The sequence below is a fragment of the Paenibacillus antri genome, from assembly GCF_005765165.1.
GTDB classification, from domain to species: domain Bacteria; phylum Bacillota; class Bacilli; order Paenibacillales; family YIM-B00363; genus Paenibacillus_AE; species Paenibacillus_AE antri.
The window spans coordinates 1-13,269 of the sequence record NZ_VCIW01000033.1 but is presented as its reverse complement, the minus strand read 5'-3'; the positions used below and the strand labels follow the sequence as shown (position 1 = coordinate 13,269).

Here is a 13,269-nt window from a genome sequence, read left to right as displayed (position 1 = left end):
CGGCTCGGTCGTAACCCGCAGCGCCGCGCCCTCCCACGCGATGTCGGCTCCCTCGCTGCGAACGTATCAGTCTTTCGGATTCCAACCCATCGCCATCTCCCCTTCCGCGAGCGTAGAACAAAACCCGGCCGACAGCGTCGGCCGGGCCTTCTTAGGTGCTTAAGGATTAGTTTCCGCCTACCGACTTATACCACTCGTTGGCCTCTTGCTTGATTTGTTCGCCGCCGTTTTTCAAGTAATCCTGGACGAACTTATCGAACTCCTCCAACGGGACTTCGCCGTAGATGATTTTGGAGAACGTCTCCTTCTCCAGCTTCTCCAGGAATTCGCGCTTGCTGGACATCGTCGGGGTCGGCGTGCCGGTGAACATGCTCGGCATGACGATATCCTTCTGATCCATTACGATCTTAGCCGCTTCCAGCACCGTCGCCGGCGCCATCTCCTTCTGCAGCTTCTCGTACGGCGTCACCGCCTCCTCGCCGCGGGCGATCTTCGCGAGCGTCGTCAGCGACAGCGAAGGAATGCGCGCGCCGTCGAAGGTGAGCGTGTACTTGTTGCTTGCGAAGCCGCCTTGGCCTTCGGTCAATACGGTCGGCTTGCCGTCCACGATATCCCAATCGTAGCCTTGGTGCAGGCCTAATTCATGCTCGCTCCCCGCGGTCGGGTTCGCGTAGTTGTCGAACAGGTAGTTCTGGTACACGAAGAACGCCTTCAACTGCTCCTCGCCGATGTCTTTGTTGAGCAGCACGACGCCGTTGGCGTTCGTCGTGCCGTGGCGCCCCGCCTTGCCGTCCGGTCCGGTCGGGATCGGATACGCCTTGTATTCGGCGCCCGGCACGTTCTTCTTCACGTCCTCGAGCGGCCAATACGGCATCCAGTGCGGCCCCGCGACGATGCCCGCCTTGCCGGCCGTGAACGCCTCCGTCGCTTTCACTTCGTCCCACAGCGCCGATTCTTTGGAGATGTAGCCCTTTTCCATCCAGCTCTTGATTCGTCCGAGACCGTCCTTCATCGCCGGGTTGACGGAGCCGTACTCGATGCCGCCTTGGCCGTCTTTATTCCACTGGTTCGGCATCGTGCCGTACGCGCCGAACACCCAGCCGGCGTCCGCCATCCACGTATTGAGCCAGTTCTTGAAGCCGATCGTGAGGCCGAACGTATCCTTCGCGCCGTTGCCGTCCGGGTCTCCGTTCGTGAACGCGTCCAACACCTTCTCCAAGTCGTCGAGCGTCTTCGGCGCTTCCAGATTCAGCTTCTTCAGCCAATCCTCGCGGATGAAGAGAACCGGGTCTCCGTTGTACGCGTAATCCAAAATCGGAATGCCGTATTTTTTGCCGTCCCGCGTATGCGGATACCAGACGGTCGGGTCTTCGTTCATCGCGTCCTTCCACGTCTGGGAGGCGTATTTCTCGAACGCGTCGCCGACTTCCATGAACTTGCCGGAATCGATCAAGTCGTTGATGACGTCGGAGGACAGACGGTTGGGCAGCACGTCCGGGAATTGCTGGTTGGCGGACAGCGCCAAGCGTACCTTCGTCTTGAACGCGTCGTTCGTATCGACGACGGTCCACAAATATTTAATTTCGATGCCGAGCTTCTCTTTCGCCCACCGGGTATGCACGTTGTCCTCGATCGACTCGCCGTCCTTGAACTTCACGTCGGAGCCGACGCCGCGAACGACGGTCAACGTGACGGGCGGATCGAATTTCGCGGGCAAGCCTTCGCTTTCCGCCGGAGCCGAGGCGCCCCCTCCCTCGGCGGGCTTCTCCGCCGCGGGCGGCGTCTCCGCCGGGCCGTTCGACGAACCGCCGGACGAGCCGCCGCCGGAACACGCGGTAATTGTGAGCGTCAAAGCCAGTAGACATGCGAACGATTTCGAAAAGGTTCTTGCCATTGTAGCTAGCCCCCCAATGAGTTAATGACTTCTACAATCGAATTGTAAGCGATTTCTCAAAGGGGAGACAGAAGAAGGTATCAACTTCCATATAACTTTATTAACTTTATCCCCGGGGAGGCGGAGCTGCCGAAGACCCGTCAGCCGAGAGGGTACGGCCGAACGTTCGACGACGCCGGCTGCTCCCACACCGCGATCCGATCGTCGTCCGCCCACTGCAGCGTCGTACCCGGTCCGAGCCAGATCGCGCGTGCCGAAGCCTCGTCGACGAGCCAGCTCCCTTCGGCCGTCTGCACCGCGTATCGCGCTCCGTCCGGGTGCGGCAGCACGCGAAACGCCTCCGTCGGCCAACCGACCTGCTCGTCTAAGAGACGTTGCGCCCGCTCCGGCAGCGCCGCGCCGGGAACGATCCGAATCGAACCGTCTTCCGCATCGATCCGCGCCGTCGCCCCGCGGTCAGCGTCGTACCGCCCGACCGATACCGTTCGATCGTCGACCCATCGGATCGGTATCGGAAACAGGAAGCCGTCGCTATGTCCGCCGAATGTCGCCTTCTGTACGATCGTCACGCGCTCGCCGGCTTCGTTCAGCACGTATAGGTCGCCTTCGGCCGTCAGCGAATCTTCCAAGTTGACGAGCAAGGCGACGCGCCGTCCGTCGGGAGAGGTCGCGATCGACTTCACCGGCCGATCCGACTCGTACAGCTTCGCCGCTTCGCCCGTGTCGATCTCGACCCGATACAGCGTTCGGTTCCCGTGTACCGCGTAGAGGATACTGCCGTGCAGCCGATCGGAAAACATCACGGCGGAGCCGTAGTCGTTGCCGAACGGCGTTCCGGGCTCCGGCCATGCGATGTCCGGAAGAATTCGCGCTGCTCCGGTTTCCAGTTCGATCAACGTCACCGTCCCGTCCGCACCGTAGGCTGCGACGAAATCGCCCGCGTCTCCGCCGATCGGTCCGAGCATGACCGCTTCGCCGACCTCGCGCGTCCGCTCGATTCGCCCGTCCGCGCCCGCCCAGCCTACGCCGCTCCATGCGTCGGCGCCGCTCAGCACGGCGGCGTTCCGCTCCGGCTGCTCCGCGACCGCGAACGTCTCGCCGTCCGCCGACGCTAAGCCGTCCAAGCGAAACCGCACGGATACGCCCTCCGGCAGCGCATCGAATCGAACGACGAACCGCTGCGGGTCCGACCAATGAATCCTATACCCGGGCGCCTTCGCTCCCGGTTTCAAGCCGGCGACCTGCAGCGTGTCTGCGACGGCCGCGGTCGCGGACGCCGTTCGAATGCGCCGGTTCGCTTGCACGACGACGCTGGCGCTTGCGTCGACGGTCGTAATGTACAGCAGCGGATCTGCCGCCGCGTCATACCCGAACAAGGCGCGAATCCACCCGCTCGGCACCGTCCACGCTTTCGTCGTCCCGTCCTCCCCGGTGATGTACACCTTCCCGGCGTCTCGCAGCGCATCCGTTTCGGTCATGTCGTTCAACGTAAACGTGTACGTAAACGGCTGCCCCGCTTTGTCCTTACCGTTCAGATCCACCCGATACGTCCGCCCGAACGGCTCCGGATCGTCGATGTACGACGGCTTCGCTTCTCTAAGGCCTTCTGCCAGCCTCCCGGCGATGAACGCGTTATCGATCGCTGCAATCAAGGCGCCGTCCGCCTCGTTCGCGACTCGAATCGAGTTGATCTCGGAAGGAGCCGGGAACGGAGACCGCTCCTCCGAAGCCGCCCCGTCGGGCGGCCCGCCCTCGTTCCGTTCGCAGCCTTGCAACGTCAGCCATAGGGCTGCCGTCGCCAGGAACAACGCCCCCGTTCGCTGAAGCTTCATCCTCTCAACCTCCGCAGCCCTTTTTCCCAATATTATCCTGAACCCCGTCGATTGTCACCCTATGTTCCGATTCATCCCGGCGCTTATCGCATGAAAAAACCGCACCCGCCGTTTCGGCGAATGCGGTGACTTTACGACGACGAAGCCGTCAATTGCGTGACGTCGATGCCCATCTCGCGTAAGCGGGCGACGTCGCCGGCCGCGGTGCCCGCATCCGTCACGACGCGCGTCACGCGGTCCCAGCCGGCGACGTGCGTGAACGCCTGCACCTCGAACTTCGAATGATCGGCGAGCAGCACGACCTCGTCGGCCGCCGCGATCATTCGCTGCTTCACGAGCGCTTGCAGCTCGTTCGACTCGCTGAGCCCTCGGTCGAGCCGGGCGCCCTTGCACGAGAGGAACAATCGATCGACGTGATATAACTCCAAGGCGCGTTCCGCGAGCGGTCCGACGTAGGAGAGCGATCCCGGCGACAGAATGCCCCCGGTGGAGATGACCTGGATCTTCTCCTTGCCCGCGAGCTCCACCGCCGCCTTGATCGAGTTCGTCAGGACGGTGAGCGGCATGTCGGGGATGAGCCTCGCCATGTACCAGGCCGTCGAGCTCGCGTCGAGCAAAATCCGGTCCTTCGGCCGGATCAGCTTGACCGCTTCCTCCGCGATGCGCCGCTTCTCTTCGCTGCGGACGATCTCCCGTTCGTAATACGGCACTTCCGTTCGGGTTTCCGCGAGGCTGATCGCGCCGCCGTGCGTACGGGCGAGCTTGCCCTCCGCTTCGAGCTTATCCAGATCGCGGCGGATCGTCTCTTCGGTGACGTCGCACAGCTCGCTCAGCTCGGATACGCGTATGCTCTTCCGTTCGTTGACGAGATCGACGATCCGTTGCAGCCGTTCCGCAACCAGCATCTAGCGGACCCCCTTTCTTAAGCTCTTAATTTCGTAATGTCGAGGAAACGTTCGTACTCCGCCGACCACCGCTCTCCGTCGGTCGGCTCGTACGTCGCGACGCCGAACGAATCGCGCACGATGCGGCGCCCCTCGGCGAGCGACGAGATGTCGCCCGCGGCGATGAGCTGCACGAGGACGTTGCCGATGGCGCTCCCTTCGGCCGGCCCCGCCCAGACGGGGCGGCGAATCGCATCGGCCGTCAGGCGGCACAGCAGCTCGTTCTGAATGCCGCCGCCGACGATGTGGAGGCCGCCGAACGTCTTCCCGGCCAGCGCCTCCGTCCGTTCCAGCACATAACGGTATTTCAGCGCGAGGCTCTCCAGCACGCAGCGGATCGTCTCCGCTTCCGTGGCCGGCACGGGTTGCCCCGTCTCGCGGCAATAGGCGCGAATTTCCGCCGGCATGTCGGCCGGGCTCAGGAATCGATCGTCGTCCGGGTCGATGTACGAGACATGCGCCTTCGCTTCCGCCGCGCGCTCCGCCAGCTCGGCGAACGACCGCGAGCCGCCCGCCTTATCCCATGCGCGCTTGCACTCCTGCACGAGCCACAGGCCCATGATGTTCTTCAGCAGCCGATACGTCCCGCCGTAACCGCCTTCGTTCGTGAAGTTCCACGCCAGCGCCCGCTCCGTCAACACCGGCTCGTCGAGCTCCGTGCCGAGCAGCGACCATGTGCCGCAGGAGAGGTACGCGAAGTCCGCTTCGAGCGCCGGCACGGCGACGACCGCCGAGGCGGTGTCGTGCTCGGCGACCGCCACGACCGGGATCGGCCCGACGAGCAGCTCCTCCTGCACGCGCGGCGCGAGCGGGCCGACGACCGTCCCCGGCTGCACGACGTCCGGCAGCAGCGACCGGCGGACGCCGACGCCCGCGACGAGTTCCTCGTCCCACGCGCGGTCGACGGCGCCGAGCAGCTGCGTCGTCGACGCGTTCGTGTACTCGCCTTTCATAATGCCCGTAAGGAAATATCGGAGCAAATCCGGGATCATCAGCAGCTTGTCGGCTGCCGAGAGAGCCGGAGAATCCGCCTTCGCGAGCGCCGCGAGCTGATACATCGTATTGAATTGCAGGAACTGCAGCCCCGTCTTCGCGTAGATCGACGCTTTGCCCAGCTTCGCGAACACCTCGTCCATGACGCCGTCGGTATGACGGTCGCGGTAATGGTACGGATTCGCGATCAACTCCCCGTTCGCGCCGATCAGCCCGAAGTCGACGGCCCACGAATCGATGCCGATGCTGCGCACGTCGATCCCCTGCTGCCGCGCCTTCACGATGCCTTGCTTGATTTCATGATACAACCGCAGGATGTCCCAATACAACCTTCCGCCAACCTCGACCGGGTCGTTCGGGAACCGGTGAACCTCCTCGACGACGAGGCGGCCCTCCGTCAGCCGCCCGACGACCGCGCGTCCGCTGCTCGCGCCGAGATCGAATGCCAATACGCTCATGCTCAGGTCAATCCTCCCCCGCGAACCTTCACGTCCCGTAAGTTACGCCTTCGACAGCGCCTCTTGCCCGCGCGCAGACAGCACGTCCGCCTCGTATCTCTTTACTTCCGCGAGCCACGCTTCGCGCACCGGAACGCCCTGCGTCGCGCAGTAGTAGTCCCACACCGCGCCGAACGGGTACGACTTGAACTCTTCCGTCAGCGCCAGGCGCGTCGTGTAGTCGCCTTCGAGCTCGGCGGCTTTCAGCGCTTCGATCGGCTCGAGCATCGCCCGCAGCACCGCCTTGATCGTGTTGCGCGTGCCGATGACCCACGCCGCGACGCGGTTGATCGACGCATCGAAGAAGTCGAGACCGATGTGCGTCTTGCCGAGCAGATCGCCGCGCACCAGCTCCCGCGCGATGTCCAGCAGCTCGTCGTCCATCGTGACGACATGGTCGCTGTCCCACCGCATCGGGCGGCTGACGTGCAGCAGAATGCCGTCCGCGAACAACGCGAGCGAGCTCAGCTTGTTCGAGATCGTCTCCGTCGGGTGGAAGTGGCCCGCATCGAGACAAATCAGCTTGTTGTTTTGCAGGCCGTAGCCCATGTAGAACTCGTGCGAGCCGACGACGTACGCCTCGGAGCCGATGCCGAACAGCTTGCTCTCGACCGCGTCTAAGTTATGCGCCGGGTTCAGCGGCTCCGCGAACACCTCGTCGAGCGCCGCCTTTAGCCGCTGGCGCGGAGCCATCCGATCCGCCGGAACGTCCTTGTAACCGTCCGGCACCCAGACGTTCGTGACGCACGTCTGTCCGAGCTGCTCGCCGAAGTATGCGCCGATCTTCCGGGACGCCTTGCAATGGTCGATCCAGAACTGCCGGATCGCCGGGTCCGGATGGCTCAGCGTGAAGCCGTCTTCCGACTTCGGATGCGAGAAGCACGTCGGGTTGAAGTCGAGGCCGAGGCCGTTCGCCTTCGCCCACTCGACCCACGACGCGAAATGCTTCGGCTCGAGCTGATCGAGATCCACCTTCTCGTTCGTGTCGGCGTAGATCGCGTGGAGGTTCAGCTTATGCTTGCCCGGGATGAGCGAATACGCCTTCTCCAGATCCGACCGCAGCTCCGCCGGCGTGCGCGCCGCGCCCGGGTAGTTGCCGGTCGCCTGAATGCCTCCGGACAGCTCCTGATCTTGAAACAAGAAGCCGCGCACGTCGTCGCCTTGCCAGCAGTGCATGGAGATCTTGACGTCGGCCAATCGCTTCAACACTTGGTCCGTATCGATGCCGTGCGCCGCGTACAGCTCTTTCGCCGCGGCGTACCCCTTTTCGATGGATGGTTGGATGGACATAGATGATACCCTCCTTAGGATTGGATTATCGCGTGAACGCCGCCGGCACGCCGCCGTCGATCGTCAGCATGCAGCCCGTCGTCTTCTCCGACTTCGAGGATGCGAAGAACGCAACGCCTTCGGCGATGTCTCTCGGGAAGATGTTCACGAGCAGCGTCGTGCGCTTGCGGTAGTACTCTTCGAGCTGGTCCGGCTCGATGCCGTACGCCGCCGCCCGCTCGTTGCGCCAGTTCGAGTTCCAGATCGCCGAGCCTTGCAGAATCGCATCCGGAAGAATCGTGTTCACGCGGATGCCGAATTCGCCGCCTTCCGCCGCGATGCAGCGCGCCAGATGCGCTTCGAGCGCCTTCGCCGCGCTGTACGCGCTCGCGTTCTTGCCGGCGTAGACCGAGTTCTTCGAGCCGATGAACACCATCGAGCCGCCGATCGCCTGCGCCTTCATGAGCTTGAACGCTTCGCGCGCCACGAGGAAGTACCCCGTGCCCAGCACGTTCATGTTCAGGTTCCATTCCTTCAGCGACGTCTGGTCGAACGGGCTCGACGTCGCGAGGCCGGCGTTGTTGACGATAATGTCCACGCCGCCGTAATTCAGCGCCGTGAAGTCGTAGGACGCCGCCACCAGCTCTTCGTTCGTCACGTCCACCTTCACCGCGATCGCGCGATGCTCGCCGTACTTCGCGTTGATCTCGTCGGCGACCTTCTGCGCGCCCTCGAGGTTCAAGTCGGCTAACACGACGTGCGCGCCCTCGGACACGAGGCGGCGAGCCGACTCGCTGCCGATGCCGCCCGCGCCGCCCGTGATGTAGGCGACCTTGCGGCTGAACTCCGCTTCCGGCGGAGCGAGCGTCAGCTTATACAGCTCGAGGGGCCAGTACTCGACGTTGAACGATTCGTTTTCGCTTAAGGACACGAAGTTGCCGAGCGCCGTCGCGCCGCGCATGACCGCGATCGCTCTGTGGTACAGCGCGCCGCTGATTTGCGCCATCGCCCAGCTCTTGCCCGTGTTGATCATGCCGACGCCCGGGATGAGGATGACGCGCGGGGACGTCTCCGACATCTTGTCGCCTTCGTTCTTGTTACGCTCGAAGTACGCCGCGTATTCCGCTTGGTACGCCGCGATGCCGGCTTTCACCTTCTCGATGAGCGCGTCGACGTCGTTCGTCGCCGGATCCCATTCGATGAAGCAAGGCGTCATCTTCGTGTGCACGAGGTGGTCCGGGCAAGCCGCGCCGACCTGGGACAGCGACGCCGCGTCGCGGCTGCCGACGAACGTCAGCACGTCGTCCGCGTCGTCGTACGTGAGCAGCATCTTGCGCTCCGCGCTGACGGCGCCGCGCACGATCGGCATGATGCGGGCGAGCACGCTCTTGCGCTCCGCCTCCGGCAGGGCGTCGTACTTCTTGCCGCCGTACAGCGTATCGGCGTTCACGCGCGCTTCGATGTACGCTTCCGCTTCGCCGATAATTTGCAAGGTTTTATGATAGCTCTCTTCGGATGTTTCGCCCCACGTGACGAGGCCGTGTTTCTCCATAAGCACAAGCTCCGCGTTCGGGTTGCCCCGGACGCCCTCGGCGATCATCTTCGACAGCGTGAAGCCCGGGCGCACGTACGGAACCCATACGAATCGGTTGCCGTAGATTTCTTCCGCGATTTGCCGGCCGTTGTCCGCGCAGCAGAGCGAGATGATCGCGTCCGGATGCGTGTGGTCGACATGCTTGAACGGCAGGAACGCGTGCAGCAGCGTCTCGATCGACGCCCGCGGATGCTTCGCGTCGATCATCGTGTGCGCGAGGTATGCGACCATCTCCTCGTCCGTCATCCCGTCGCGCCCTTCCAGCGGACGAATGTCGTCAAGCCGCAGTCCGGTGAAGTGCTTCGCTTGCATCGTCCCGAGGTCCGAGCCGCTCCCTTTCACGTACATGACTTCGACGTCGCGGCCGCGGAAATCCTGTACGACCGTCTTCATCGACGTGTTGCCGCCGCCCCAGTTCGCGACCGAGCGGTCCGTGCCGAGCAGGTTAGAACGATACACGAGTTCGTCGAGACCCGGTTTGAGCTGCTGGGCTTCGCTTTGTTGCCATAAGTTTTGCGGCATGTCTGAGTACCTCCGAATATGTTGTTTTGTTTTTGAATGTGTTTGTTTTATACTAACACGCCTTTGTTTTCTTTTGAACCCATTTCCGAAAATATTTATTGCTGCCCGCGCTATGGTATACTTAAGCTTGATAGATTTCGCTCGGAGGGGTTCGCATCGTATGGGATTCATGTTGGAAAGAATCGAATCGAAGATCGAGTTTTTCGAGGCGTACGACTTGTTGACGTTAGAGAAGAAAATCGCGGAGCAGATCGAAAACAACCGCGCCCTGCTGTTGGACGTGCATGCGATCTCGCACACGACCACGTTCCATCCGCTACACAATAAGATGCTGTACAGCGCCGTAGTACATTTCAAGGGGAAGCAAACCTGAGGCTGCGCCTCCTCCTGCAAAAGCGCAGGTAATAGGCGCCCATCTCCATGGCAACCGGCTCCCAACTTGCAAAAGCGCAGCTATTTAGCGCAGATATATCGTGTAGAGCGCGATTACCAGTAATATCGCAGGGTTCGGCCGATTCGCCGCTCGATTGCCGAGAATGCCTGCGCCATTGCAGTTCACCCTCGCCAATGCCAAAAAAAACGCTATCCCTACGCTTGGCGCAAGCGTAATGGATAGCGTTATTCGTCGTTGTCCCTCATACCTCCGTCGCGTCCGCCGCCCGAATGCGCCCGCCTTCGCGGACGAGCCATTCGCCGGTTTCCCAGTCGGTCAACGCGGCGTCGCTCCTCGCGTAATACAGGTCGAAGCGGATCGCGACCGCGTCGCGCCAAGGGGAATCGACGAACGCCGACCGGAAGATGCCGTCCAAGCCGGGAATGCCGAACCCGTGCGGCCCCGGGAGCGCGGCCTCCGCCTCCTCGCGCGTCAGCGTCGTCGAGAGCGCGAATTGCAGCAGCGGGAGCTTCGTCCAGCCATCGTAGACGAGCTCGAATTTCGCCGTGCGATACGCGTCGAACGAAGCGATCTCTCCGGCGAACTCGTCCGACGTCGACGGGAAGAGGAACGGCCAATCTTCGCCCGGGTACCGGTACAAATTCGCCGCGGACGCAAGCGTCCGGAGCAGCCGATCCCACGCCTCCCGCGCGATTGAAGACGTCGGCACGTTGAAACCGGTATGATCGACGGCGACGACGCGGCCGGACAATAGACGCTGCAGCGCCTCGATAGGCAGCCCTGCCGGCGTCGAAATCGACGCCGACGATGCGGGCATCGCCGATCCTCTCGCTTCGAGCGTCCGCCGGTCGGCGAGCGCGACGGCGCCGACGCGCAGGTCGATCGTCGCTTCGACGTCCAACGCGATCGCCGGCGCGACATAACCGCCTTCGCGGAACGCCGTCGTCGGCAGGGCCCCCTCCGGCTTCGGCAGAAACACCGCTTCGTTCGGCGAAGCCGCCGACCCCGCCATCACGCTGCGGAACGTCCGGTTCCATCGCCGCTCCTCTTCGGTTGCCGCCGGGAATACGAATTCGATTTGCTTTAGTCGGTTCATGTTTCGCATCCTTTACGTTTCGTTCCAATAATTATATTGCTTCCTCTACTTATGTACCGAACAACACGCATGCGAGCAGCAGCGCCGCGCCGGCGCCGATCCACGTCGACGACGCGAACGACAGCCGCGCGGTCCGGTAACGCCGAACGGACTCGAGGGCTCCCTCGGTACGGATCGTATGCATCTCCCTCTCCAGCTCGGCGGCGTCGTGCGCCGCCTCCTCCGGGGCGCCCGCGTCCTCGAGCGACATCCGATACCCGCCGCCGCTTCCTCGCCCCAACGCGAGCAATCCGATGACGATGAAGCCGATCGCGACGTAGAACGCGACATGCAGCAATGCCGCCGCCAGCGCGAAGGCGAGCGCGAACGCGACGAGCATGCCGGCGGCGGCCGCGATCGCGACCGAAACCAACCACCCTAGCGCTTTCCACATTATCCGAAGCCACCTTCCTCCTTGGATTAGCCCCATCATAACACAGACGGCTCGTCCCTCAATTCATAAATTCAATAAGACCAGTCGACTTCTTCCGACTGGTCTTCATTCGTTCATTCATTCAAGTTTATCGCTGCCTTCTTTCCTTTACCGGCATCCAAATTTCGCTGTATACGTTTTCCGATGTTCCGTTGTACTTTGTGAAAGAAAACCCAGGTAAATCCGCTGCTTCATAATCCGAAGAAGGCAACCATTCGGTATAAATTTTTGCGGTAGTTTCTTGAAGCGTAGCAGGGAATGGTCCTTGATTAGGGAAAATGGCCCATAGGCTTTCTTCAATAGAAATTTGCTCTAAATCGTCGAATGGATTTTCTTTTGTAGTCGCGAAACCGATCATATGCGTTAAGTGACCCTTCTCTTCCAAGAAACCATCATCAAAATCATAAGATACATTCAAGACTTGATGAGGATATAAATCAGCCAATCGATGCATTCTATTCCGTTGTTGTTCCGTAATGGATCGGGCTAGTTCGATGATCGCATTATTTTCGCCTTCGAATTGAATCGGTACTCTTTTCGATACGCCTACGATATTAAACTTCTCTTTCTTTTCGATTTTGAATTCCATAGATACTCCTCCTCTTACATCTATAAAGAATGTAAATTTGGGAAATGATTTCTGAATTTTGTTTTTCGTTACTTCCGAAGGTAGAAAACCGCTCCATTCCCGAAAGGCTCTTGAAAACCCATCCATAGATTGATAGCCATATTTATACGCGATATCCGTCACTTTCGCTCCGTTTATTAATTCGACGTTCGCAACCGATAATCTCCTATTTTTGATATACTCGTTCAAAGACATTCCGGCCATATACGAAAACATTCTTTTAAAATGATAATCAGATAATCCAACGATTTTCGATATATCCTTTCCAGAAATTCCCTCCGTTAGACGGGTTTCGATGTAATCCATTACAAGATTGAATTCTCGCAGCATTCATTTCCCTCCCTTCAAAGTACATATTACACGTTACTATGTATTGCTCACTCGATATTTTGTATACGGCATTGATCGGGACGTGTCTCCCTTATTGCAAAAAAAAGAACGCCCGCAGGCGTTCCCTTCGACAGACGCCGCCCGTTACTTCGAGCGCGCGCGGCGGCGATTTTTTCTGCTTTTGTAGTTGCTGACGTTCGCCATTTCGTCCGTGACCGTCACGACCGTGCAGTGTTGATACACCGGGACGCAATGATGCTTCTTCACGATGTTGACCGGGTGCACGACCGGCACCACCGTCGGATGATAGACGTTCTGAACGACTTGCTGCGCCGGCGCCGTCATCGTCGGGCTAACCGGAGGGCAACCGTAGCAGTTGTTTCGGTATGCCATGAATCCCACGCTCCTTCAGGTGATGGTTTACACCCATAGCATACGACAACAGCCCTTGTCCGGCTTGTATGTCTGTCCCCCCTCCGTTCGCCCGTTCTGCGCGCGGAAAGCGTCGTCGGGGCCCCTGCGCATCTACATCATCAATGTCCGACCGGCACCGGCGCCGGCGATTCCTCGCCCTGCCCCTTCGCCGGAATTTCCATCCTCGCCTTGCCGAGCATAAAGACGAAGATCAAACCGACGAGCGGAATGAGAATCGAAATCCAGAACAGGAACGAGATCGAGCCGGCCAGCGCCGTCGTCGCGCTCGTCAGCACCTCCGGCGGAATCGCCGCCCGCGCCTCCGGCACGACGAGCGCCCGCGGGTCCGCGAATTGCGCCGCGACCGCCGCGTCCGGGAACGCCTCTTCG

At 61.1% G+C, this 13,269-nt stretch carries 11 protein-coding genes and 1 pseudogene; 1 reads left to right on the top strand and 11 read right to left on the bottom strand.

The features are described from left to right. Positions 1–166 precede the first annotated feature (166 nt). From FE782_RS29955 to FE782_RS29930, 6 genes are all read right to left on the bottom strand, one after another. Positions 167–1,894 (bottom strand): extracellular solute-binding protein, encoded by a 1,728-nt coding sequence (locus FE782_RS29955; protein ID WP_138198031.1) that lies wholly within the window; start codon positions 1,892–1,894, stop codon positions 167–169. A gap of 140 nt (positions 1,895–2,034) precedes the next feature. Further along, positions 2,035–3,726, bottom strand: coding sequence for a TolB-like translocation protein (locus tag FE782_RS29950; RefSeq protein ID WP_138198030.1), 1,692 nt, complete (start codon positions 3,724–3,726; stop codon positions 2,035–2,037). 131 nt (positions 3,727–3,857) lie between these two features. After that, positions 3,858–4,631, bottom strand: a complete 774-nt coding sequence (locus FE782_RS29945) for a DeoR/GlpR family DNA-binding transcription regulator (RefSeq protein WP_138198029.1) — start codon at positions 4,629–4,631, stop codon at positions 3,858–3,860. Positions 4,632–4,648: 17 nt separating this feature from the next. Then, on the bottom strand, positions 4,649–6,121 hold the full coding sequence (gene rhaB / locus FE782_RS29940) for a rhamnulokinase (RefSeq protein ID WP_138198028.1): 1,473 nt from the start codon (positions 6,119–6,121) through the stop codon (positions 4,649–4,651). 42 nt (positions 6,122–6,163) lie between these two features. Continuing rightward, complete coding sequence (gene rhaA / locus FE782_RS29935; RefSeq protein ID WP_138198027.1) at positions 6,164–7,450, bottom strand: L-rhamnose isomerase; 1,287 nt, start codon at positions 7,448–7,450, stop codon at positions 6,164–6,166. Positions 7,451–7,475: 25 nt separating this feature from the next. After that, positions 7,476–9,545 carry a bifunctional aldolase/short-chain dehydrogenase gene (locus FE782_RS29930; protein WP_138198026.1) on the bottom strand — a complete coding sequence of 690 codons (2,070 nt, stop codon included), beginning with the start codon at positions 9,543–9,545 and terminating at the stop codon, positions 7,476–7,478. Positions 9,546–9,705: 160 nt separating this feature from the next. Between FE782_RS29930 and FE782_RS29925 the strand changes: the two genes are divergently transcribed. Beyond that, a complete protein-coding gene (locus FE782_RS29925) occupies positions 9,706–9,918 on the top strand; it encodes a DUF2536 family protein (RefSeq protein WP_138198025.1) in 213 nt (70 codons plus the stop codon). A 262-nt stretch (positions 9,919–10,180) separates the two neighbouring features. Here the strand turns inward: FE782_RS29925 and FE782_RS29920 are convergent, their stop codons facing one another. The 5 genes and pseudogenes from FE782_RS29920 to FE782_RS32480 form a co-directional block, all read right to left on the bottom strand. Beyond that, positions 10,181–11,035, bottom strand: a complete 855-nt coding sequence (locus FE782_RS29920) for a hypothetical protein (protein ID WP_138198024.1) — start codon at positions 11,033–11,035, stop codon at positions 10,181–10,183. A 49-nt stretch (positions 11,036–11,084) separates the two neighbouring features. Next, a complete protein-coding gene (locus tag FE782_RS29915) occupies positions 11,085–11,468 on the bottom strand; it encodes a hypothetical protein (RefSeq protein ID WP_138198023.1) in 384 nt (127 codons plus the stop codon). A gap of 127 nt (positions 11,469–11,595) precedes the next feature. Then, entirely contained in the window at positions 11,596–12,465 is an 870-nt protein-coding gene (locus FE782_RS29910) for an AraC family transcriptional regulator (RefSeq protein WP_138198022.1), read from the bottom strand. 144 nt (positions 12,466–12,609) lie between these two features. After that, positions 12,610–12,858 (bottom strand): hypothetical protein, encoded by a 249-nt coding sequence (locus tag FE782_RS29905; protein ID WP_138198021.1) that lies wholly within the window; start codon positions 12,856–12,858, stop codon positions 12,610–12,612. Between the two features lie 140 nt (positions 12,859–12,998). Then, a pseudogene (locus FE782_RS32480) lies at positions 12,999–13,269 on the bottom strand (hypothetical protein); the annotation flags it as partial.

Bases quoted from the DNA above. Each gene is read 5' to 3' on its own strand.
- FE782_RS29955 (WP_138198031.1), bottom strand. From the start codon at position 1,894: ATGGCAAGAACCTTTTCGAAATCGTTCGCATGTCTACTGGCTTTGACG.
- FE782_RS29950 (WP_138198030.1), bottom strand. From the start codon at position 3,726: ATGAAGCTTCAGCGAACGGGGGCGTTGTTCCTGGCGACGGCAGCCCTA.
- FE782_RS29945 (WP_138198029.1), bottom strand. From the start codon at position 4,631: ATGCTGGTTGCGGAACGGCTGCAACGGATCGTCGATCTCGTCAACGAA.
- rhaB (WP_138198028.1), bottom strand. From the start codon at position 6,121: ATGAGCGTATTGGCATTCGATCTCGGCGCGAGCAGCGGACGCGCGGTC.
- rhaA (WP_138198027.1), bottom strand. From the start codon at position 7,450: ATGTCCATCCAACCATCCATCGAAAAGGGGTACGCCGCGGCGAAAGAG.
- FE782_RS29930 (WP_138198026.1), bottom strand. From the start codon at position 9,545: ATGCCGCAAAACTTATGGCAACAAAGCGAAGCCCAGCAGCTCAAACCG.
- FE782_RS29925 (WP_138198025.1), top strand. From the start codon at position 9,706: ATGGGATTCATGTTGGAAAGAATCGAATCGAAGATCGAGTTTTTCGAG.
- FE782_RS29920 (WP_138198024.1), bottom strand. From the start codon at position 11,035: ATGAACCGACTAAAGCAAATCGAATTCGTATTCCCGGCGGCAACCGAA.
- FE782_RS29915 (WP_138198023.1), bottom strand. From the start codon at position 11,468: ATGTGGAAAGCGCTAGGGTGGTTGGTTTCGGTCGCGATCGCGGCCGCC.
- FE782_RS29910 (WP_138198022.1), bottom strand. From the start codon at position 12,465: ATGCTGCGAGAATTCAATCTTGTAATGGATTACATCGAAACCCGTCTA.
- FE782_RS29905 (WP_138198021.1), bottom strand. From the start codon at position 12,858: ATGGCATACCGAAACAACTGCTACGGTTGCCCTCCGGTTAGCCCGACG.